Below are 21473 nucleotides of genomic sequence, written 5' to 3'. Positions count from 1 at the left end.
CGCCTGGGCCAAAGAGCACGGCCGGACCATCAAGCTGCTGGGCATCGGCCGCCGGGAAGCAGGCGGCTTGTCCTTGCAGGTCCTGCCGGTAATGCTGAAAAAGAGCAGCCTGCTGGCCAGCGTGGGACTGAACTTCAACGGCCTGCAGACCGAATCAGCCAGCCTGGGGCAGGCAACTTTTGTCGGCCAGGGGGCGGGTTCTCTGCCAACAGCGCACGCGGCGGTGCAGGACCTGCTTGACTTGGCTGAAGGGCGCGGTGAAGCAGCGGCAGACCCGCAGCCAGGCAGGCTGCTGGCTGGGCCAGAGCAGACTTTTTACCTGCGTACGGAAAACAGCAGCTTTTTTGCCGGCGTGACTGCCGAGCAGATCAGCGACCGGGCTCTGCTGACGAAAAAAATGACCTTGTCCGACTTGAGCCGGCTGCTTGAGCAAAGCGGCGATCAAAGGGCCTTTTTGGCAGGAGTGGCAGATGAATAAAGCAATAAAATTTGGCGGCTCTTCAGTTGCCAACAGTGAACAGTTCAAGAAAGTCAAGCAGATCGTTCTGGCCGACCCGGGCCGCAAGTACGTGGTCACCAGCGCCTGCGGCAAAAGCGGGCAGGAAGACCACAAGGTGACCGACTTGCTCTACCTTTGCGCGGCCCACATCAACTACGGGGTCAGCTACGATTCGATTTTTCAAACGATCGTTGACAAGTACATGGAAATCAAGCAGACCCTGGGCTTAACGGTGGATTTGGCCGCGGAATTCGCCAAGATCCGGCAGAACCTGTCCCGGGACTTCAGCCTGGACTACCTGGTTTCCCGGGGGGAATACCTGACCGGTCTGTGTCTGGCCGAATATCTGGATGCCGATTTCCTCGATGCCAGCCGCGTGATTCGTTTTCATTACGACGGCACGGTGGACCTCAAAAAGTGTCAGGAACTTCTCAAGGCCCAGGTCGACCCGGGGCGCCGGGTCGTGATCCCGGGCTTTTATGGCTCTTTGCCCAATGGCGTCATCAAGGTCATGAGCCGGGGCGGGTCGGATATCACCGGCTCAATCGTGGCCAATGCTTTCGATGTTGAAGTCTATGAAAACTGGACCGACGTTTCCGGCTTTTACGTGGCTGACCCGCGCCTAATCAAGAACCCGGTGCAGATTCCGCGGATCACCTACAGCGAGCTGCGGCAGATGAGCTATATGGGAGCCAACGTGCTTCATGACGACGCTGTTTTCCCGGTCCGGCAAAAGAACATCCCGATCAACGTCCGCAACACCAATCATCCGCAAAATCCCGGCACCATGATCATGAACGACTGCCGCGACCTGGATGAGCAGGACCCGCCGCACGTCATTACCGGGATTACGGGTAAGGAAGACTTTACGGTCATCACGATGGTCAAGTCGCACGTCTCGGCTGAAGCAGGATTTTTGCGCAAGGCGCTGGCCGTTTTTGAAAAATTCCAGATTTCGATTGAAAGCGTGCCGGTCACGGTCGATACTTTTTCTATCGTCGTGCAGAGCAAAAAAATTGAACGCTACCTTTATGAAATCGTGGCCGAGCTGAAGAAAGACCTGCACCTGGATGACATTCAAGTGGAAAGCCACCTGGCCATGCTGGCCGTGGTTGGCCGGGCAATGAAGCAGATGCCGGGGATGTCGGGCAAGATTCTGTCGACTTTGGGAGACCAGCAGATCAACATTCGCACCATCAACCAGGCCTGCGATGAGCAGAGCATCGTTATCGGGGTCGACAACCGCGATCTGGTCGAGGCAATCAAGGCGATTTATCAGCAGTTTATTAGTGAAGAAAGAGTGGAACGATAAATGAAGATTGGTATTTTAGGTGCTACAGGGGCCGTTGGCCGGCAAATGCTGGAATGCATCGAAGAAAGAAAGCTGCCGGTTGATGAGCTGCGGGTTTTTGCTTCCGAGCGCTCCAAGGGCAAAAAGCTGACTTTTGCCGGCCAGGAACTGACCATAGAAGTGGTCAGCCAGGAAAGACTGGACGGCCTGGACTATGTTTTGGGGGCAGTATCAAACAGCCTGTCCAAGCAGTACCGTCCCTTGGTTGAAAAAAGCGGGGCCGTCTACATCGACAACAGTTCAGCCTTCCGCCAGGAAGACGGCGTGCCGCTGGTCGTTCCGGAAATCAACGGCGAAGATGCCCTGCAGCACCACGGCGTGATTGCCAACCCTAACTGTTCAACGGCAATCACCTTGATGGCTTTGGCACCGATTGCCAAGCTCTCACCGATCAAGGCGATCAATGCCTGCACCTACCAGGCTGTTTCCGGAGCCGGGATGAGCGGCATCAGCGAGCTGCAGGACGAAGTGGCGGCCTTGACCAAGGGCGAGGAAGTGAAAGCCCAGGTCTTCCCGGCCCAAATCGCCTTCAACGTCATTGCTGACATCGGCAGCCCTTTGGAAAACGGCTACACGACCGAAGAGATGAAGATGCAGAATGAAGGCCGCAAGATTCTCCATCTGCCGGATCTGCTGGTAACCTGCACCTGCGTGCGGGTGCCGGTCTACCGGTCACACTCAATTGCCGTGACGGTGGTTACCGAAGACCAGGTCTCGGTAGAAGAGGCTGAAGCAGCCATCGCCAGCTTTGCCGGCGACCGGTTGATCAAGGACCATACGCCGACTCCTTTGGAAAATTCTGACAAGGACTTCGTTCAAGTTGGCCGCCTGCGCCGGGACTTGACCAACCCTAACGGGCTGACCCTCTGGTGCACCGGTGACCAGATCCGGAAGGGCGCTGCTACCAACGCGGTTCAGATCATGGAATATCTGATCAAAAACAGCAAGTAAACGGCAATAAAAAAGGATTGAGCAAACTCAGCTCAATCCTTTTTTGTCTACATTAATTGTGTTACTTGGCCTCGTAGTGGAAACTTGGGTCCAGTTCCTGGTCGATTTTGTTCCAGGCTTCTTCAAGCTGCTGGTTGTAGGCCGCTTCGGTTTCCGGGGTCAGCTTGGTCTTGCGGTCGATGACGATCGGGTCGCCGAAGTTGATTTCCATGCCCTTTCTCTTCAAGACGCCCTTAAAGGTCAGCGGGCCTTGGTAAACCGCCGGCACCAGCGGGCGGCCGGACATTCTGGCGATGACGAGGGCACCGGACTTCAAAGATGCTGAATGCCGGGTGCCAGAAGGAAACATGATCAAAGACAAACCTTCTGACTTCAGCCCCTTGACGGGAATCTTGATGACTGAAGGGCCGGGGTGCTCGCGGTTGACCGGGAAGGCATGGGCATTGTTCAAGATCCAGCGCAAAACAGGGTTCTTGAACAGTTCCTGTTTGGTCATGAACATGAACTCCGTCGGGCTGGCGGCCAGGGCGAAGAGAACCGGTTCCCACCAGTTGCGGTGCGGGGCTACCAAGATGTAAGTACCCTCCGGAAGTCTTTCCTTGTGATGGACGTGCAGGTGGCCATTCAAGACCCACACGATAAAACGGACGATCGGTCTAAAAATACGATAAAGCATAAAAGAACCTCCAAATGATGTAAAATGATTATACCATAACCAAAGCTGCAGAATGACTTTTGGACTTTGCAAGGAAGATTACATGATTGAACTGAAAGAAAACGAACGAATCGATTACATGCTGGGCGAGCAGCTCAAAATCATCCAGGACGAGCAGTCTTTTGCCTTCTCCCTGGACACCCTGCTTTTGGCTTACTGGGCCAAAAGCGCCATCAAGAGCCGGTCCAAGGTGGCTGAGCTCTGCAGCGGCAACGCAGCGGCCAGTCTGTATATGGCTGCTTTCAACCGGGCCCATTACGATGACGTCGAGCTGCAGGCCGACATCGTCTCCAAGGCCCGCCGGTCGATCGCGCTCAACAAGATGGAGGACCGGATTACGGTTTACCAGGGTAACGTCAAAGACGCGGCCAGCTTTTTGAAAAAAGACAGCTATGACTTGGTCGTGGTCAACCCGCCATACTTCAAGGCGCCAGCCGGCCACCGGCTCAACCCTGACCGGGCCAAGGCCATTGCCCGCCACGAACTGGAAATCAACCTGGAGGAAATCATTGCCGTTTCTTCCGGCCTGCTGAAAATGAAAGGAAAAATGTTCATGGTCCACCGGCCAGAGAGACTGGGGGAGATCATCAACTACGGCTTCAAGCACGACCTGGCTGTCAAGAGCGTGCAGCCTTTCGTTTCCAGACGCGGGCAGGCCGCCAATCTCGTGATCGTTGAAGCCGTCCGCAGCGGCAAGGGAGACGGCCTTGTCCTGCACGACGCCATCGAAGTGCACAAGGCTGACGGCAGCAACACGGCTGCCATCAAGAAAATTTTGGAAGCGCGGCTGCCCGAAGAAAAGCACTATTTTTACGTGCTCTTGTGCAGTGATGGCAGCTTTTACGGCGGCTACACGAACGACCTGGACCGGCGGCTGAAAGCTCACAACTCCGGCAAAGGCGCCAAGTACACCAAGGCCAGACGGCCGGTGAAGATGATCTATCATGAGGAATATGCCGACAAGCGGACAGCCATGCAGCGGGAGTATTGGTTCAAGCAGCATGACCGGGCCTGGAAGGAAAAGTTCCTGAGCGAGCAGGGCGTGAAATTTTAGCTGAAAATTGCTTGCATTCCGTAAGTAAATTTAGTATGCTAAAAAAGCGTGCGATGCACGCTAGAAAACACATCAAGAGCGATCAGCATTCAGGTGCCTAAAGACAAACGGTTGAATGCTGAAATGAACGCTTGAGAGGAAATAACCTAGGAGGAATTTATTTATGTCAGTTGTATCTATGAAGCAATTGCTTGAAGCTGGTGTACACTTTGGTCACCAAACTAGAAGATGGGATCCTAAGATGAAGCCGTACATCTTCACTCAAAGAAACGGGATCTACATCATCGACCTGCAAAAGACCATCAAGATGCTTGACGACGCCTACAACTACGTTAAGGCCGTTGCTCAAGACGATGGTGTTTTCCTGTTCGTTGGTACCAAGAAGCAAGCTCAAGAAGCAATCGCTGAAGAAGCTACCCGCGCAGGCCAATACTACGTTAACCAACGCTGGCTCGGCGGTACTTTGACTAACTGGACCACTATCCAAAGCCGTGTAAAGCGTCTGAAGGACTTGAAGAAGATGGCTGAAGACGGTACTTTCGACGTACTGCCAAAGAAGGAAGTAGCTTTGCTCACTAAGGAAATGGACAAGCTGCAAAAGTTCCTTGGCGGTATCGAAGACATGCCGCGGATTCCTGACGTAATGTTCGTCGTAGACCCGAAGAAGGAAAAGATTGCCGTTCACGAAGCTAACAAGCTTGGTATCCCGGTTGTAGCCATGGTCGACACCAACACTGACCCAACTCCAATCGACGTAATCATCCCTTCAAACGACGACGCTATCCGTGCCATCCGCTTGATCGCCGGTGCTATGGCTGACGCCGTAATCGAAGGCAAGCAAGGCGCAGACAACGCCGAAGACGTTGAAAAGGAAATGTCTGAAAGTGCTGAAGAAAATTCTGCTGAAGAAGTAGACGACGCTGAATAATTTGTCGTAAACTTATCTTTGGAAGAATCTGTAAATTTAGTTTGACCTGGAGGACTTTTTTAAATGGCAAACATTACTGCTAAGCAAGTCAAGGAATTGCGTGAAACCACTGGTGCCGGCGTCATGGACGCCAAGAAGGCCCTGGTTGAAGCTGAAGGCGACATGCAAAGAGCTATCGAAATCATTCACGAAAAGGGTGAAGCCAAGGCTGCCAAGAAGGCCAACCGGATCGCTGCTGAAGGTTTGACTGGTGTTTACGTTGACGGCAACGTTGCTGCTATCGTTGAAGTTAACGCTGAAACTGACTTCGTTGCTCAAAACGAACAGTTCAAGACTTTGGTTAACGAAACCGCTGAAACTATTGCCAAGGGCAAGCCAGCCAACAACGAAGAAGCTATGGCACTTACCATGCCTTCAGGCGAAAGCCTTGAAGAAGCATACGTAAATGCTACTGCTACTATCGGTGAAAAGATTTCCTTCCGTCGCTTTGCCGTTCTTGAAAAGACTGATGAACAACACTTTGGTGCATACCAACACAATGGTGGCCACATCGGCGTTCTGACTGTTCTTGAAGGCGGCGACGAAGCTTTGGCTAAGCACATTGCGATGCACATCGCCGCAATGAGCCCAAAGGTTTTGTCATACAAGGAACTTGACCCGGCTTTCGTACGTGAAGAACTGGCTCAGCTCAACCACAAGATCGACCAAGACAACGAATCACGTGCCATGGTCAACAAGCCAGCTTTGCCGCACTTGAAGTACGGTTCAAAGGCGCAATTGACTGACGAAGTCGTTGCTCAAGCTGAAGAAGACATCAAGGCAGAACTTAAGGCTGAAGGCAAGCCAGAAAAGATCTGGGACAAGATCATCCCAGGCAAGATGGCCCGCTTCATGCTGGACAACACCAAGGTTGACCAAGAAAACACCTTGTTGGCTCAGCTTTACGTAATGGACGACAGCAAGACTGTTGAACAATACCTTGAATCAGTCAACGCTTCCGTAGTAAGCTTTGTTCGTTTCGAAGTCGGCGAAGGCATCGAAAAGAAGCAAGAAGACTTTGCTGCTGAAGTTGCTGCGCAAATGAAGAACTAATTTCTTCTAGCAAAAAGAAGGATGGGGAAACCCATCCTTTTTTTGTAAGCAAATTTAAGCCCGGGAAATAATATAAATAGGCGAGATAGTTTTCGGTTTTATGGTAAAATAGTTAGAGCTAATTAGGAGGGCATTATGAGTCAAATTAAGTATCATCGTATCATTTTGAAAATTTCTGGCGAAGCTTTAGCCGGAGAAAAGGGCACTGGCATCGACCCAACTGTGATCAAGAAGTTGGCGCAGGAAATCAAGCTGGTTCATGACATGGGCGTGCAGATCGGCATCGTTTGCGGCGGCGGCAACATGTGGCGCGGTGAAACCGGCGCCAAGCTGGGGATGGAAAGAGCCCAGGCTGACTACATGGGGATGCTGGCGACGATTATGAACGGTTTGGCCCTGCAAGACGGTTTGGAAACTGCTGGCGTTCCGACCAGACTGCAAACCTCAATTTCCATGCGTCAGGTTGCTGAGCCTTACATCCGCCGGGTAGCCATCAGCCACATGGAAAAGAACCGCGTGGTAATCTTCGGCGGCGGCACTGGCAACCCGTACTTCTCAACCGACACCACGGCTGCCCTGCGGGCTGCTGAAATCAACGCCGACGTAATCTTGATGGCCAAGAACGGCGTTGACGGTGTTTACACGGCTGACCCGAACCTTGACCCGAAGGCCAAGAAGTTTGCCGAACTGACCCAGCTGGACATGATTTCCAAGGGCCTGCAGGTAATGGACAGAACTGCCAGCTCACTGTCCATGGACACGCATATTCCGCTGATCGTCTTCAACGTCAACACTCCAGGCAACATCAAGCGGGTTGTTGAAGGCGAGAACATCGGGACGATTATCAGAGGTGAAAAATAATGAACAACGAAACGATTGCCAAAGCCAAGAGCAACATGAACAAGTCCATTGAGGTCTACCAGAGCAATCTGGCGACTGTGCGGGCCGGCGTTGCCAACGCCTCACTTTTGGACCGCGTTATGGTTGAATACTACGGCGTGCCGACGCCGCTGACGCAGATGGCCGGGATCACCATTCCAGAACCAAGAGTTCTGATGATCACGCCATATGACAAGACGTCCTTGAACAACATCGAACACGCAATTTTGGCATCTGACCTGGGCTTGACTCCAGCCAACGACGGTAACGTCATCCGCCTGGTTATTCCGCAGCTGACCGGTGAACGCCGGCAGGAAATTGCCAAGGAAGTCGGCAAGCTGGCTGAAGAGGCGAAGATCGCGGTGCGGAACGTCCGCCAGGAAGCCATGAAGGCGCTGAAGAAGCAGGAAAAAGACGGCGAAATCACTGAAGATGAAGAACGCCGCCTGGAAAAGGAAGTTCAAAAGGTCACTGACGAGTCAACCAAGAAGATTGACCAAATGGCCGACAACAAGCGCAAGGAAATTACCCAGGGGTAATCATGGACAAAGACAAACAGCTGAACCATTTGGCCATCATCATGGACGGCAATGGTCGCTGGGCCAAGAAGCGGCATATGCCACGTTTTATGGGGCACAAAGCCGGCATGGACAATGTTGAAAAGATTGCATTAGCAGCAGATGAGTTGGGAATCAAAGTCCTGACTCTTTATGCTTTTTCAACTGAAAATTGGGCCCGGCCGAAAGATGAAGTTAGTTATTTGATGAACCTGCCCGTCAAGTTTTTTGACAAGTTCATGCCGCGTTTGCAGGCACACAATGTCAAGGTCAACATCATGGGCTATCTTGACGCCTTGCCAGACGCCACCAGACAGGTAGTTGAGCGGGCAATGGAAGAAACTGCCGGCAATACCGGCCTGGTTTTGAACTTTGCTTTCAACTACGGGTCAAGAAAAGAAATCGTTTCAGCCGTGCAGGCCCTGGCAGAGGAAGCTGCCGCCGGCAAGCTTGAGCCTGGCGAGATCACTGAAGAAATGGTTTCTGCCAAGCTGATGACTGCCAAGTTCGCTCCTTATTCGGACCCGGACCTCTTGATCAGAACTTCCGGGGAGCAGAGAATCAGCAATTTCCTGCTTTGGCAAATTGCCTATTCTGAGCTCGCCTTCACGGAGAAGGCCTGGCCGGACTTTGATGAAAACGACTTGGCGGAAATGGTTAAGATCTACCAACACCGGGACCGGCGCTTTGGTAAATTAGATGAAACAGATAGTTAGGTAATATGAAACAAAGAGTAATTACAGCAGTTGTTGCTTTATTGATTTTTATCCCGGTGCTAATCGCCGGTGGCATGTGGATCGACTGGCTGGCAGCCTTCCTGGCAGCCGTGGGCATCAGTGAAGTCTTCTTGATGAAGAAGCAGATTCTGGTTTCGGTCGACTTTACTTTGGCGGCTCTGGCAACTTTGACCTGGACCGTTCCCAACTCCTTCTTCGGCTTCTTGCCGCCAAACTGGAGCAAGTGGGGCGTCTTCTACGCGCTGGTGATGCTGCTTTTGACCTGGACGGTTCTGTCCAAGAACAAGACGACTTTTGACGATATCGGTGTCTACGTCTTGTCAAGTTTGTACATCGGGACCGGCTTCCACTATTTGGCAGCAATCAGAAACAGCAGTCCGGCTCACGGTTTGTGGAGACTGCTGTTCGCGTTCGTGGTTGTTTGGACGACTGACACGGCAGCCTACATGGTTGGCCGCAAGATCGGCAAACACAAGCTTTGGCCGGTAATCAGCCCGAACAAGACCTGGGAAGGGTCAATCGGGGCTGTGATCATTGCCGTGATTGTTACGGCAATTTACGTCAACCTGGCTCCGGTCGGCGGCAACAAGACCAGCTTGATCATTGCTTCCTTCTTCCTGTCGATCGTCGGCCAGATGGGCGACCTGGTCGAGTCAGCTTACAAGCGCTTTTATGGCGTCAAGGACTCCGGCAAGATTCTGCCTGGCCACGGCGGGATTCTGGACCGCTTTGACAGCACGCTTTTCGTTTTGCCAATCGTTGCCCTGATCTTTGGTATTTAGGAGTTCACTGTGAAAAGTATTCTAGCCTTCATCGTTGTTTTTGGCCTGGTCGTCTTTGTCCACGAATTTGGTCACTTTTTCGTGGCAAAGAAAGCCGGTATTTTGGTGCGCGAATTTTCAATCGGCATGGGACCAAAGCTGGTGCAGTGGCGGCCTGGTCAGACCACCTACACTATCAGATGGCTGCCTCTGGGCGGCTACGTGCGCCTGGCCGGACCTGATGAGCAGAGCGAGATCGACCCCGGGACCGCGGTTGTCCTGGAGCTGAATGAGGCTGGAATCGTCACGCGCATTGATGCTTCGGAATCGGACCTGCCGATTGAAGGCCGGCCGCTGCGGGTTACCAAGGCGGACTTGGTTGACGATCTGACGATCGAAGGCTATGAAAACGGTGATGAAAGCCAGCTGGTGACCTACCGGGTCGACCATGACGCGACCATGATTGACGACACCGGCACTGAGCTGCAGATTGCGCCAAGAGACGTGCAAATGCCGGCCGCCAAGCCGTGGAAGAAGCTGGCCACCAGTTTCGCCGGCCCTTTCATGAACATCGTGCTCGGCTTTGTGGTCCTGTTCATCTACAGCTTTGCTTCCGCCGGGCCGGCTACGACGACGATCGCTCAGGTGACGCCGAATTCACCAGCCCGGCAGGTCTTGAAGAAGGGTGACCGGATCGTGGCCATCAACGGCCAAAAGATTGCATCTTTTGACGAGATCAGCGAGGCAATCGACTCTTCCAAAGGCAAGACATTGACTGTCAAAGTCAAGCGGAACGGAAGCACCAAGTCGGTCAAGCTGACGCCGAAGTATTCCAAGAAGACTAAGTCTTACGCCGTGGGGATCGTGGCCAAAACCGACGAGTCCTTCGCGGCCAAACTGAAACGCGGCTGGAATTTGAGCTGGCAGGTGACAGGGATGATCTTCCAGGCCCTGGGCAACCTGTTCAAGCACTTCAGCCTTAACAAGCTGTCGGGACCGGTCGGGATCTATTCAGAAACTTCCAAGGCGACTTCCATGGGGCTGACCTACATGCTGGCCTTTGTCGGCATGCTGTCGATCAACCTGGGGATTGTCAACTTGATTCCGATTCCCGGCTTGGACGGGGGCAAGCTGCTGCTGGAGCTGATTGAGCTGCTGCGGGGCAAGCCGATCCCAGAAGAGCACGAAACGGTCGTCGATTTGATCGGGGTGGTCTTCTTGCTGATCCTGATCATCGCGGTTACCGGCAACGACATCTATCGCTACTTCATTAAGTAGGAGCAAGCTTGAGAAAATAAATTAATGTTTAGGAGAAATTAAGGATTATGCGTCAATCAATCTTTTTCATGCCAACGCTGAAGGAAACTCCAGCCGACGCAGTTGCTAAGAGTCACCAGGTAATGCTGCGGGGTGGCTACATCCGGCAGGTTACGGCTGGGGTTTACTCGTACTTGCCGCTCGGCTACAAGGTCCTGCGCAAGACTGAAAAGATCATCGAAGAAGAAATGGCTAATGCCGGCGTGGTTGAAATGATCATGCCGCACATGCTGCCGGCTTCAATGTGGGAAGAATCAGGCCGCTTGCCGAAGTATGGCCCGGAAATGTTCCGCCTCAAGGACCGGCACGGCCGGGAAATGCTGCTGGGGCCAACCCACGAGGAAACTTTTACTGAAGTCGTAGCCAAGAGCATCAAGTCATACAAGCAGATGCCGCTGCACCTGTACCAAATTCAGACCAAGTTCCGGGATGAAAACCGCCCGCGCTTCGGCCTGCTGCGGGGCAGAGAGTTCGTCATGCTGGACGGCTACAGTTTTGCTGCCAGCCGGGAACAGCTTGACAAGCAGTTTGAAGACGAAAAGGCAGCCTACTTGAAGATCTTCAAGCGGACTGGCGTTGAAGTCCGTCCGGTTATCGCCGACTCAGGCACGATGGGGGGCAAGAATTCCACTGAATTCCAGGCTCCGGCAGCTGTCGGTGAAGACACCATTGCCACTAACGCTTCCGGCACATACGCCGCCAACTTGGAAATGGCGGTCAGCGTGGACACCTTCAAGCAGGAAGCAGAAGAGCTGAAGGAAATGGAAAAGGTAGCTACTCCAGGCTGCGATTCCATCGACAAGCTGGCTGAATTTCTGCATGTTCCGGCAACCAGAATCGTCAAGAGCATCCTTTACATCGTTGATGAAAAGAAGAAGGTGCTGGTTTTGATCCGGGCCGACAAGGAAATCAACGAAGTCAAGCTGACCCACCTGCTGGACTGCGACAGCCTGCGGGTAGCCGAAACTGCTGACTTGGAAGAACTGACCGGGGCTGGCAAGGGCGGCGTTGGTCCGGTCAATGCTGACTGGGCTGACGAAATCGTTGCTGATGAAACGGTCAAGGGCCTGTACAACGTGGTTGTTGGCGCTGGCGAAAGCGACTACCAATTTGTCAATGCCAACTTGGGCCGGGACTTTGACGCCGACCGTTTTGCTGACCTGCGGGTAGCCAATGAAGGCGAACCTGACCCGGTTGACCATGAACCGCTGCAGTTCACCACTTCAATCGAAGTCGGCCACATCTTCAAGCTGGGCACTTACTACACGGAAACCATGGGTGCCAAGTTCCTGGACCAAAACGGCAAGTCTCAGCCGGTTATCATGGGGTCATACGGTATCGGGGTCACCCGTCTGCTGTCGGCTGTTGTTGAACAGCATGCTACTGAAAACGAGGTTGCCTGGCCAAAGGAAATCGCTCCATTTGGGATTCACATTATTCAGATGAAGATGAAGGATGAAGTTCAGACCAAGCTCGCGCAAGACTTGGAAGCCAAGTTTGCCAAGTATGACGTCCTCTACGATGACCGCAACGAACGTCCAGGCGTCAAGTTCAACGATGCCGACCTGGTTGGCGCGCCAATCAGAATCACGGTCGGCCGGGACGCGGCAGACGGCTTTGTTGAAGTTAAGCGCCCAAGCGACGAGCAGGCACAAAAGATTGCCGTCACTGACTTGGACGACTTCATCGCCAGTGAATTAGATTAGGAATGAATTCTCGTGACTGATAAAAACGAACTTTTTCTCAAGCTATTAAAACAGGTTAAATTTCCAGCGGAAGCTGTGGATCAGTCGGTTTTACAGGCAGGGGAGATAAAAAACGTGGATGTCTACCGAAAAGAACGTAGATGGGATATCCACGTTTTTTTTGCTACTCCTCTGCGTTTTGCAAGCTACAACGCGCTCAACCAGGCAATCAAGCATGAATTTGCCGACTTTGTCGACACCCGCCTCTTGGTGGAGACGGCCGACGGAAAGCAGCAGTTTCTGCCGGAATACTGGCACTACGCGGTTGAAAATTCCAAGGCATTGGCAGCCGAGCCAGCAGCCCAGAATTTCCTGGCTGACCAGCAGCCGCGGCTGGAAGACGGCCGCTGGGTGATCCCGGTCAACAGCCAGTTGTTTGACAAAATGCTGGAACAACAGCTGCTGGATGCTTTTTCAATGGACCTAAGGGACTACGGCTTCTTCAACGTCAAGCTGCTGACAGCCGTTGATGAACGGGGCGAGCAGAATGACTTTGACAGTCTGGCCCAGCTGGTAGAGGCCCATGAAAAGAACATGCAGGTAGCCTTCCAGCAGGCCCCGCCAAAGCCGAAGGCTCCGGCAAGACCAAGCTACCAGGGCCGGCGCGGCAAGAAGACCAGCTTCGGGCCGGGGGCAATCGCTGAAAATGCCGAGATCACCCAGCTCAAGGACCTGTCAGAGGACCAGCGCAGCGCCGTGGTGGAAGGGCACGTTTTCAAGGCTGAAATGCAGGAACTGCGGTCCGGTTCTTTCATCTTCACGGGTGAAATGACAGACTATACTAGTTCAATTTCTTTCAAGAAGTTTGTCCGCGATTCTGACAAGGAAGAAATCGAATACCTGAAGAATGTGAAGCCGGGTTGCTGGATCCGCATGCAGGGGAGCCTGAAAGACGACCCTTATGCTCATGACCTGGTCTTCAACATTTACAGCATGGAATTGACGGAACACGTTGGCCGCCAGGAAACTTATGATGGTGAGGAAAAGCACGTGGAATTGCACGTGCACACCAACATGAGCCAGCTGGACGCGACTGCCGATGTAGCGGACATCATCAAGACTGCCAAGAAATTCGGCCAGACCGCGATCGCGATTACGGACCATGCCGACTTGCAGGCGCTGCCAAATGCTTTTGAAGCCGGCAAAAAGACCGGGATCAAGGTCATCATGGGCCTGGAAGCCAACATGGTCGACGACCACGGTCTGCTGGTCTTAAACCCGGCTAGCATGAAGTATGAAGACCGGGAATTCGTCATTTTCGACGTGGAAACGACGGGTTTGTCCTCGGTTTATGACACGATCATTGAAATCGGGGCCGTCAAGATGAAAGACGGTGAAGTGATCGACCGCTTCGACAAATTCATCAACCCCCACCATCCGCTCTCAGAAACCACGATCAATTTGACCTCGATTACTGATGAGATGGTCCAGGCGGCTGACGACGAGGAAGTCGTAATCAAGCAGTTCATGGACTTTTACGGCGATGATCCCTTGTGCGGGCACAATGTCCAGTTCGACGTCGGCTTTGTCAATGCGGCCTTGAAGCGCTGCGGCTACCCGGAAATTACCCAGCCGGTCGTCGACACCCTGGAAGTTTCCCGTTTGCTGCACCCTGAACAGGCCAGACACACCCTGGATTCGCTCTGCCGCAAGTACAACGTAGTTCTGGAACACCACCACCGGGCCAATCAAGACGCGGAAGCGACCGGCTACTTGATGTTCAAATTGCTGGACGCTTTCAACGACAAGTACCACCAAGACGACCTGGGCAAGATGAACGACTACAGCAACGGTGAGGGCTACAAGCGGGCCCGGCCGACGCACGTGACGGTTCTGGCCCGCAATCAAAAGCCCGGCCTGCGCAATCTTTATGAGCTGGTTTCCTTGGCCGGCATCAAGTACAACTACAAAGGCTTGAGAACACCGAAATCAGAGCTGCGCCGCCTGCATGCGGGCCTGCTTTACGGCTCTGCCTGCAGCCAGGGCGAAGTCTTCATTGCAATGATGCAGAAAGGGTATGATGAAGCCAAGAAAAAGGCTAAATTCTACGACTTTTTGGAAATCCAGCCGCCGTCAAATTACAGCAGCTTGATCGCAGATGGCTTAATTGCCGATGAAGCTCAGTTAGAGGAAATTCTGACCAATATTTACAAGCTGGGCCAGGAACTGGGCAAGCCAGTCGTTGCCACAAGCGATGCCCACTACATCGACAAGCATGAAGCAGTTTACCGCGATGTCTTGCTGGCAGCGCAAAGAGGCAACCCGAACCGCAACAAGGAGCATCCCGACCTGCACTTTTACACCACCCAAGAGATGCTGGATGAGTTCAGTTTCATGGGTGAGGATGTTGCTAAGGAAGTCGTCATCACCAACCCAAACAAGATCAACAGCATGATCGATGAAGGGGTGCAGCCAGTCCAGGACGAAAGCTTCCCGCCAAAAATTCCGCATACCGCAGAACAAGTCCGCCAGCTTACCTATGACAAGGCCCATGAGCTTTACGGGGATCCGCTGCCGGAGAACATTCAGGCCCGTCTGGACCGGGAACTTGACGCCATTATCGGTAACGGCTACGGGGTCGTCTACCTGATCTCGCAGAAGCTGGTTGCCAAGTCGGTTAAGGACGGCTACCTGGTTGGTTCCCGGGGGTCGGTCGGCTCCAGTCTGGTTGCTACCATGATGGGGATCACGGAAATCAACCCCATGCCGCCGCACTACCGCTGCCCGAAGTGCAAGCAGTCGGAATTTTTTGAAAACGGCGAATACGCCTCAGGCTTTGACCTGCCGGACAAAAAGTGCCCGAAATGCCAGATCATGATGGTCAAGGACGGCCAGAACATTCCGTTTGAAACCTTCCTTGGCTTCCACGGCGACAAGGTGCCCGACATCGACTTGAACTTCTCCGGGGACTACCAGCCAGTAGCCCACAACTTTATCCGGGTTATGTTTGGCCCGAACCACTCCTTTAAAGCGGGAACCGTCGGCACTCTTGCCGACAAGAAGGCGATCGGCTATGCCAAGCACTACCAGGATGAACATCCGGAAATGAAGATGAACAATGCCGAAGTAGACCGGCTGGCCATCGGCGTCACCGGGGTCAAGGCCACGACTGGCCAGCACCCGGCCGGGATTGTCGTCTTGCCGGACGACAAGGACATCTATGAGCTGACGCCGCTGCAGTACCCGTCAGATGACGTTTCCAAGGAATGGAAGACGACCCACTTTGACTTCCACCAGATCCACGACAACCTGCTGAAGTTCGACATCCTGGGTCACCAGGACCCGACGATGATCAGAATGCTGCAGGACTTGTCGGGCATTGATCCGCTGACCATTCCGACTGATGACCCGAAGGTCATGTCGCTGTTCTCCAGTCCTGAGGCTCTGGGGGTTACTCCTGAGCAGATCAATTCCAAGACCGGGACCCTGGGGCTGCCGGAATTCGGGACGCCCTTTGTCCGGGGGATGCTGGAAGAGACCCACCCGTCGACTTTCGCTGAACTGCTACAAATTTCCGGCTTGTCGCACGGGACCGACGTCTGGCTGGGCAATGCCGAGGAGCTGATCAACAACGGTACTTGCAAGCTGAAGAACGTGATCGGCTGTCGTGACAACATTATGACTGACTTGATCCACTGGGGCGTCAAGGAAGAAGTTGCCTTCTCGACCATGGAAACGGTCCGGAAAGGCCGCGGGATCTCAGATGAGAACATGGCAGTCTTGAAAGAGAACAAGAATATCCCTGACTGGTACATTCCATCCTGTCTGAAGATCAAGTACATGTTCCCTAAGGCCCACGCGGCGGCCTACATTTTGATGGCGCTGCGGGTGGCCTGGTTCAAGGTTTACTACCCAGAAATCTACTATGCCGCCTACTTCTCAGTCAGAGCCGACAAGGTTGACCTGGAGGCCATGAGCCGCGGGAAGAACACGGTCGTGGCCCTGATCAACCGGATCAAGGAGAAGGGGACGGCCGCCACCAAGCTGGAAAAGGACCTGCAGACCTACATGGAACTGGTCAATGAAGCCATCGAGCGGGGCATCAACTTTAAGATGGTTGACATCAACGAGTCTGAAGCCACCACTTACAAGATCCTGGACAAGCACACGATTCTGGCGCCATTCAACGCCGTTGACGGCCTGGGTGACAGCGCGGCCAAGCAGATCGTGGCGGCCCGCAGTGAAGCGCCTTTCCTGTCAAAGGAAGACTTGCAGGTGCGCGGCAAGGTTTCCCAGAAGATCATGGACTTCTTTGAAAACAACAATGTTTTGGAAGGGATGCCTGACCAGAATCAGCTTTCCCTCTTCTAGAGTCTGTGTATTTACAAACGGAAAAATTTTTGTTATAATTTCTTTCAGATCGAATATGGTAAATTCGAGTGAGCAGCAATGCTCACTCTTTTTATTACGGAGGAAAATTTTGCCAAAAAACTTAACAACTATCCAAGAGGCAATCGAACCGGTCATTACCGGTCATGGCTGCGAGCTGGTTGATTTGGAATACGTCAAAGAAAAGAGCCAAGACTATCTGCGAATCTACGTCGACAAGCAGCCAAACGGAATTGATATCGAAACGATTGCGGACCTGAGTGAGTTGGTTGGAGAAAAATTGGACTCAATGCAGCCAGATCCGCTGCCAGATCCATATATTTTGGAACTGTCTTCACCGGGCTTGGAAAGACCGATCAAGAAGGAGCAGGACTGGGAAAAGGCGATGGGCCAATACATTCATGTTGGTCTGTACCAGAAGCTGGACGGCGAAAAGGTCTTTGAAGGCCGCCTGCTTGAGCTTGACGACCAGGAAATCAAACTGGAAATCAAGATCAAGACGCGGCGCAAGCAGCTGACCATTCCTCGCAAGCAGATCGCGAGCGCCCGCTTTGCCATCGAATTTTAGAAAGAGTGATCCAAAACTTATGTCAAAAGAAATGCTGGAAGCCTTTGATGTCTTAGAAAAGACCAAGGGCATCAAACAAGACGTCATCGTTGAAGCCATGAAGGCCGCTTTGGCCGCAGCTTACAAGAAGAACTACGGCCAGGCCGAAAACGTTGAAATCGACTTCAACGAAAAGAAGGGCGACTTCAAGGTCATGGCTTTGAAGACGGTTGTTGACGAAGTTCAAGACGACCGGGTTGAAGTCAGCCTGAAGGATGCCCTGGCCATCAACCGGGCTTACGAAATCGGCGACACGATCAAGTTCGAAGTTACTCCAAAGAACTTCGGCCGGACTGCTGCTTCAACCGCCAAGCAGGTTGTAATGCAGCGCCTGCGTGAAGCAGAAAATGCCCACATCGTCAACGAATACTCACAGTACGAAGACGAACTGGTAACCGGGACGGTTGAAAGAATCGACAACCGCTTTGTCTACGTTACCATTGGCAACGTTGAAGCCGTAATGGACATCAAGCGCGACACCATCCCGGGTGAACACTACAACCCGCAAGACCGGGTCCGCGTTCTGGTAACCAAGGTTGGCGCTGACGGCAAGGGCGCGCAGATCCGCGTTTCCCGGACTGCCCCAGACGTAGTCAAGCGGCTGTTTGAACAAGAAGTGCCGGAAATCTTCGATGGTACGGTGGAAATCATGTCCATCGCCCGTGAAGCCGGTGAAAGAACCAAGATTGCCGTCAAGTCCAACGATCCAAACGTTGACCCAGTCGGCACCTGCGTCGGCCCGCGCGGCAGCCGGGTGCAGAACGTGGTCAACGAATTGGGCGGCGAAAACATCGACATCGTCCAATATGAAGATGACCCGTCAGACTACATTGCCAACGCTTTGAACCCGGCCGAAGTCATCGCCGTGCAGTTTGAAGACGAAGACGATGAAAAGAAGGCCTTCGTCATCGTGCCTGACTACCAGCTGTCTCTGGCAATCGGCAAGAAGGGCCAGAACGTGCGTCTGGCAGCCCGGCTGACTGGCTACAAGATCGACATCCGGCCAGAATCCGAAGTCGAATTTGTTGACGAAAGCGACGTAGAAGAAGAAACTGAAGTAGCAGAAGATCAAGTGCCGGCAGCTGATGAAGCAGAAAACACTGAACAAGCAGCAGATGCAGCAGAAGCTGATGACGCCGAAGAAGCTGACGACCTGGAACTTGACGATGAAGAATAGGTGATTTCCTTGAAAAAGCGAAAAATCCCCATGCGGAAGGACTTGTTGACCGATACGATGCAGCCGAAAAAGGAGCTGGTCCGGATCGTCGTCGACAAAGAAAAGAACGTTTCTGTTGACCCAAGTGGCAAAAAGCCAGGCCGCGGTGCTTACGTTTCTCTTGAACCGGAGAAGATTGCCGCTGCCAGGAAGTCAAAAGTCTTAGAGCGCAGTTTAGGCGTCAAGGTTGCCGATGAGTTCTATGACGAACTGTTTGCTTACGTGGATCACCAGAAGGCAAGAAAAGAATTATTTGGTGATCAAAAATAATTAATAATCGACAGAAGGCATTGAACTTGCTTGGTTTGGCCACCCGGGCAGGGAAGACGGTTTCGGGAACCGATATCGTGGTTGCCAAGCTGAAAAAAGGCAAGCTCAAGTGCATCATCATCGCTAATGATTTAGCAGAAAACAGCCGTAGCGAGATCGAGGCTGCTTTAAAGGCGCACCCGGCCCCTGTGGTCGACGCTTTTACTGAGTCGGAATTGAGCCAGGCAATAGGTAAGAAACGCAAAGTTTTGGCATTAACAGATTATGGTTTTGCGAAAGCCTTGCTGGATAAGATCAAAGAAGGAGTGTGATCTGATGACCAAGAAACAAGAAAACGAAACTTCAAAGGAATTGGGCATGGATAACAAGAAAGCTAGCGGCAAGTCTGGCAAATTAAAGATTTCAGTCACTGCCATTCGTAAAGGTGAAAAGAAGACTGAAGGCAAGAGACCATCTGCTCGCCGCCGCAACAACCACTCTAACGACCACAGCAAGCGCCGCCGGCCAGCAGCACAGGATTTGCTGAAAGACCTCAAGCAAAAGCAGCGGGCTGACGAGGTCCGTCTGGACCAAGCCAGCCGGGCAGCTAAGAAGGAATACAAGAAGTCCTTGAACAAGGCTGCTGCCGGTGAAAGCAAGCCGGAAGTCAAGAAGGTTGAAAGCAGTGCCAAGGAAACGGTCACTGAAGCACCAAAACTGCGGGGACCAAAGATCTTGAAGCCGTCACCGGCCCGCTTGAAGCAAAACCAGTCCAGCCAGGAGAAGCCGGCTTCCAGGAACTCAGCTCCGCGCCGGACCAGCTCCCGGCCGAACTTTGCTGAAGCTCCGATGCCGGAAAACAAGGACAACCGCCGCCGCAACAACGGCAAGCCGGGCCGCAAGGGGCAAAATGCCTACCAAGACCAGGGCAGAAATGCCAACAGCGACCGGACCGAACGCCGCAAGCGCAAGAACAAGAAGCACCAAAATGCTCCGGTTAAGAAGCAGGTTACTCAAAGAAAAGAACGTCCATTGCCGGAAAGCTTTGAATATGAAGTCGGCATGAACGCGCAGGACCTGGGCAAGATTCTGCACCGGGAACCAGCTGAAATCGTTAAGAAGCTCTTTATGCTGGGGATCATGACCAACCAGAACCAGTCCCTGGACAAGGACACCATCGAGCTGCTGGCTGCCGACTACGGTATTGAAGCCGTGGAAAAGGTTCACGAAGACATTTCCGACATTGACAACATCTTTGCCCAGGAAATGGAAGAATCCAAGAAGTCTGAAAACCAAGTCGTCCGTCCGCCAGTCGTAACGATCATGGGTCACGTCGACCACGGTAAGACGACTCTGCTGGACCGGCTGCGCCACACCCGGGTTTCTGAACATGAAGCCGGCGGGATCACGCAGAACATCGGTGCCTACCAGGTGCGCATCAACGACCGGCTGATCACCTTCCTGGACACTCCAGGGCACGCGGCCTTCTCAAGCATGCGGGCGCGCGGGGCGGAAATCACCGACATCGTTGTCTTGATCGTTGCCGCTGACGACGGGGTAATGCCGCAGACCATCGAAGCCATTGACCACGCCAAGAGTGCCGGCGTGCCGATTATCGTGGCCATCAACAAGATGGACCGGCCAGGCGCCAACCCGGCTCACGTTACTGAACAGTTGATGCAGTATGAACTGATTCCGGAAGCTTACGGCGGTTCAACCATCTTCGTCAACATCTCCGCCAAGACTGGCATGGGGATCGATGAACTTTTGGAAAACATCATTCTGGAAGCCGACATGCTGGAATTGAAGGCTGATCCGAAGCAAAAGGCTATCGGGACGGTTGTTGAAGCCCGTTTGTCCCGGGGCAAGGGGCCGGTTGCCGACGTGCTGATTCAGCAAGGGACCCTGCGGATCGGTGACCCGATCGTTGTCGGGGACACCTTCGGGCGCGTGCGGACCATGACCAACGACAAGGGCCACCAGGTCAAGAAGGCTACTCCGGCAATGCCTGTGGAAATCACTGGTTTGAACGACGTGCCGGAATCTGCCGACAAGCTGGTTGTCTTTGACGACGAAAAGACCGCGCGGTCAGTCGGTGAAGCTCGGGCTCAGCAGTCTCTGCAAAAGCAGCGTGAAAACGTGCAGCACGTCACCCTGGACAACCTGTTTGACACGATGAAGCGGGAAAGCATGAAGTCAGTCGACATCGTTTTGAAGGCTGACGTGCAAGGTTCAGCAGAAGCTTTGGCCCAGTCCTTCCAGAAGATCGACGTTGAAGGTGTCCGGGTCAACATCATCCACTCCGGCGTCGGCGCGATCAACGAAAGCGACGTTACCCTGGCCAGCGCTTCCAACGCCTTGATCATCGGTTTCAACGTTCGGCCAACGGCAACTGCCAAGAGCCAGGCGGCTCAAGAAGGCGTTGATATCCGCCTTTACAGCGTCATCTACAAGGCCATCGACGACGTCAAGGCCGCAATGCAGGG

Annotated in this window: 18 protein-coding genes and 1 pseudogene; 18 read left to right on the top strand and 1 reads right to left on the bottom strand. The window is 53.2% G+C overall.

Annotation, left to right across the window (positions count from 1 at the left end):
• The 3 genes and pseudogenes from lacNas_RS13330 to lacNas_RS13320 all read left to right on the top strand — a co-directional run.
• A pseudogene (locus lacNas_RS13330) lies at positions 1 to 478 on the top strand (homoserine dehydrogenase); the annotation flags it as partial.
• Complete coding sequence (locus lacNas_RS13325; protein WP_201330096.1) at positions 471 to 1811, top strand: aspartate kinase; 1341 nt, start codon at positions 471 to 473, stop codon at positions 1809 to 1811. The pseudogene lacNas_RS13330 and the gene lacNas_RS13325, both read left to right, overlap by 8 nt.
• On the top strand, positions 1812 to 2801 hold the full coding sequence (locus lacNas_RS13320) for an aspartate-semialdehyde dehydrogenase (RefSeq protein ID WP_201330097.1): 990 nt from the start codon (positions 1812 to 1814) through the stop codon (positions 2799 to 2801).
• Between the two features lie 61 nt (positions 2802 to 2862).
• On the opposite strand, the gene lacNas_RS13315 is transcribed toward lacNas_RS13320, so the two are convergent.
• On the bottom strand, positions 2863 to 3477 hold the full coding sequence (locus lacNas_RS13315; RefSeq protein WP_201330098.1) for a lysophospholipid acyltransferase family protein: 615 nt from the start codon (positions 3475 to 3477) through the stop codon (positions 2863 to 2865).
• An 82-nt stretch (positions 3478 to 3559) separates the two neighbouring features.
• On the opposite strand from lacNas_RS13315, the gene lacNas_RS13310 reads away from it, so the two are divergent.
• The 15 genes from lacNas_RS13310 to infB form a co-directional block, all read left to right on the top strand.
• Positions 3560 to 4570, top strand: coding sequence for a GIY-YIG nuclease family protein (locus lacNas_RS13310; protein WP_201335928.1), 1011 nt, complete (start codon positions 3560 to 3562; stop codon positions 4568 to 4570).
• Between the two features lie 163 nt (positions 4571 to 4733).
• Positions 4734 to 5498 (top strand): 30S ribosomal protein S2, encoded by a 765-nt coding sequence (gene rpsB / locus lacNas_RS13305; RefSeq protein WP_201331872.1) that lies wholly within the window; start codon positions 4734 to 4736, stop codon positions 5496 to 5498.
• A gap of 63 nt (positions 5499 to 5561) precedes the next feature.
• Positions 5562 to 6590 carry a translation elongation factor Ts gene (gene tsf, locus lacNas_RS13300; protein ID WP_201331871.1) on the top strand — a complete coding sequence of 343 codons (1029 nt, stop codon included), beginning with the start codon at positions 5562 to 5564 and terminating at the stop codon, positions 6588 to 6590.
• A gap of 135 nt (positions 6591 to 6725) precedes the next feature.
• Positions 6726 to 7451, top strand: coding sequence for a UMP kinase (gene pyrH, locus lacNas_RS13295; protein WP_201331870.1), 726 nt, complete (start codon positions 6726 to 6728; stop codon positions 7449 to 7451).
• Positions 7451 to 8008 (top strand): ribosome recycling factor, encoded by a 558-nt coding sequence (frr, locus tag lacNas_RS13290; RefSeq protein ID WP_201331869.1) that lies wholly within the window; start codon positions 7451 to 7453, stop codon positions 8006 to 8008. The genes pyrH and frr overlap by 1 nt, the downstream gene beginning before the upstream one ends.
• A gap of 2 nt (positions 8009 to 8010) precedes the next feature.
• Entirely contained in the window at positions 8011 to 8742 is a 732-nt protein-coding gene (uppS, locus tag lacNas_RS13285) for an undecaprenyl pyrophosphate synthase (protein WP_201331868.1), read from the top strand.
• A gap of 5 nt (positions 8743 to 8747) precedes the next feature.
• Positions 8748 to 9545 carry a phosphatidate cytidylyltransferase gene (locus lacNas_RS13280; protein ID WP_201331867.1) on the top strand — a complete coding sequence of 266 codons (798 nt, stop codon included), beginning with the start codon at positions 8748 to 8750 and terminating at the stop codon, positions 9543 to 9545.
• A 9-nt stretch (positions 9546 to 9554) separates the two neighbouring features.
• Positions 9555 to 10802, top strand: coding sequence for an RIP metalloprotease RseP (gene rseP / locus lacNas_RS13275; RefSeq protein WP_201331866.1), 1248 nt, complete (start codon positions 9555 to 9557; stop codon positions 10800 to 10802).
• Positions 10803 to 10849: 47 nt separating this feature from the next.
• A complete protein-coding gene (locus tag lacNas_RS13270; protein WP_201331865.1) occupies positions 10850 to 12547 on the top strand; it encodes a proline--tRNA ligase in 1698 nt (565 codons plus the stop codon).
• Positions 12548 to 12559: 12 nt separating this feature from the next.
• The gene (locus tag lacNas_RS13265) at positions 12560 to 16897 is read left to right on the top strand and encodes a PolC-type DNA polymerase III (RefSeq protein WP_201335927.1); all 4338 of its coding nucleotides are present in this window, start codon (positions 12560 to 12562) and stop codon (positions 16895 to 16897) included.
• A gap of 109 nt (positions 16898 to 17006) precedes the next feature.
• The gene (gene rimP, locus lacNas_RS13260; protein ID WP_201331743.1) at positions 17007 to 17483 is read left to right on the top strand and encodes a ribosome maturation factor RimP; all 477 of its coding nucleotides are present in this window, start codon (positions 17007 to 17009) and stop codon (positions 17481 to 17483) included.
• A gap of 19 nt (positions 17484 to 17502) precedes the next feature.
• Positions 17503 to 18699: a transcription termination factor NusA gene (gene nusA, locus lacNas_RS13255; RefSeq protein ID WP_201331744.1), complete on the top strand. Its 1197-nt coding sequence runs from the start codon at positions 17503 to 17505 to the stop codon at positions 18697 to 18699.
• 9 nt (positions 18700 to 18708) lie between these two features.
• Positions 18709 to 19008: an RNase P modulator RnpM gene (rnpM, locus tag lacNas_RS13250; RefSeq protein WP_201331745.1), complete on the top strand. Its 300-nt coding sequence runs from the start codon at positions 18709 to 18711 to the stop codon at positions 19006 to 19008.
• 26 nt (positions 19009 to 19034) lie between these two features.
• Complete coding sequence (locus lacNas_RS13245) at positions 19035 to 19319, top strand: L7Ae/L30e/S12e/Gadd45 family ribosomal protein (protein WP_201331746.1); 285 nt, start codon at positions 19035 to 19037, stop codon at positions 19317 to 19319.
• A gap of 4 nt (positions 19320 to 19323) precedes the next feature.
• The coding region (gene infB, locus lacNas_RS13240) for a translation initiation factor IF-2 (RefSeq protein ID WP_201346942.1) at positions 19324 to 21473 on the top strand (2150 nt) is incomplete at its 3' end.

The sequence above is a fragment of the Lactobacillus nasalidis genome (assembly GCF_016587775.1).
Lineage (GTDB): Bacteria > Bacillota > Bacilli > Lactobacillales > Lactobacillaceae > Lactobacillus > Lactobacillus nasalidis.
This window is presented reverse-complemented; position numbering and strand designations above follow the sequence as displayed.

Bases quoted from the DNA above. Each gene is read 5' to 3' on its own strand.
- lacNas_RS13325 (WP_201330096.1), top strand. From the start codon at position 471: ATGAATAAAGCAATAAAATTTGGCGGCTCTTCAGTTGCCAACAGTGAA.
- lacNas_RS13320 (WP_201330097.1), top strand. From the start codon at position 1,812: ATGAAGATTGGTATTTTAGGTGCTACAGGGGCCGTTGGCCGGCAAATG.
- lacNas_RS13315 (WP_201330098.1), bottom strand. From the start codon at position 3,477: ATGCTTTATCGTATTTTTAGACCGATCGTCCGTTTTATCGTGTGGGTC.
- lacNas_RS13310 (WP_201335928.1), top strand. From the start codon at position 3,560: ATGATTGAACTGAAAGAAAACGAACGAATCGATTACATGCTGGGCGAG.
- rpsB (WP_201331872.1), top strand. From the start codon at position 4,734: ATGTCAGTTGTATCTATGAAGCAATTGCTTGAAGCTGGTGTACACTTT.
- tsf (WP_201331871.1), top strand. From the start codon at position 5,562: ATGGCAAACATTACTGCTAAGCAAGTCAAGGAATTGCGTGAAACCACT.
- pyrH (WP_201331870.1), top strand. From the start codon at position 6,726: ATGAGTCAAATTAAGTATCATCGTATCATTTTGAAAATTTCTGGCGAA.
- frr (WP_201331869.1), top strand. From the start codon at position 7,451: ATGAACAACGAAACGATTGCCAAAGCCAAGAGCAACATGAACAAGTCC.
- uppS (WP_201331868.1), top strand. From the start codon at position 8,011: ATGGACAAAGACAAACAGCTGAACCATTTGGCCATCATCATGGACGGC.
- lacNas_RS13280 (WP_201331867.1), top strand. From the start codon at position 8,748: ATGAAACAAAGAGTAATTACAGCAGTTGTTGCTTTATTGATTTTTATC.
- lacNas_RS13270 (WP_201331865.1), top strand. From the start codon at position 10,850: ATGCGTCAATCAATCTTTTTCATGCCAACGCTGAAGGAAACTCCAGCC.
- nusA (WP_201331744.1), top strand. From the start codon at position 17,503: ATGTCAAAAGAAATGCTGGAAGCCTTTGATGTCTTAGAAAAGACCAAG.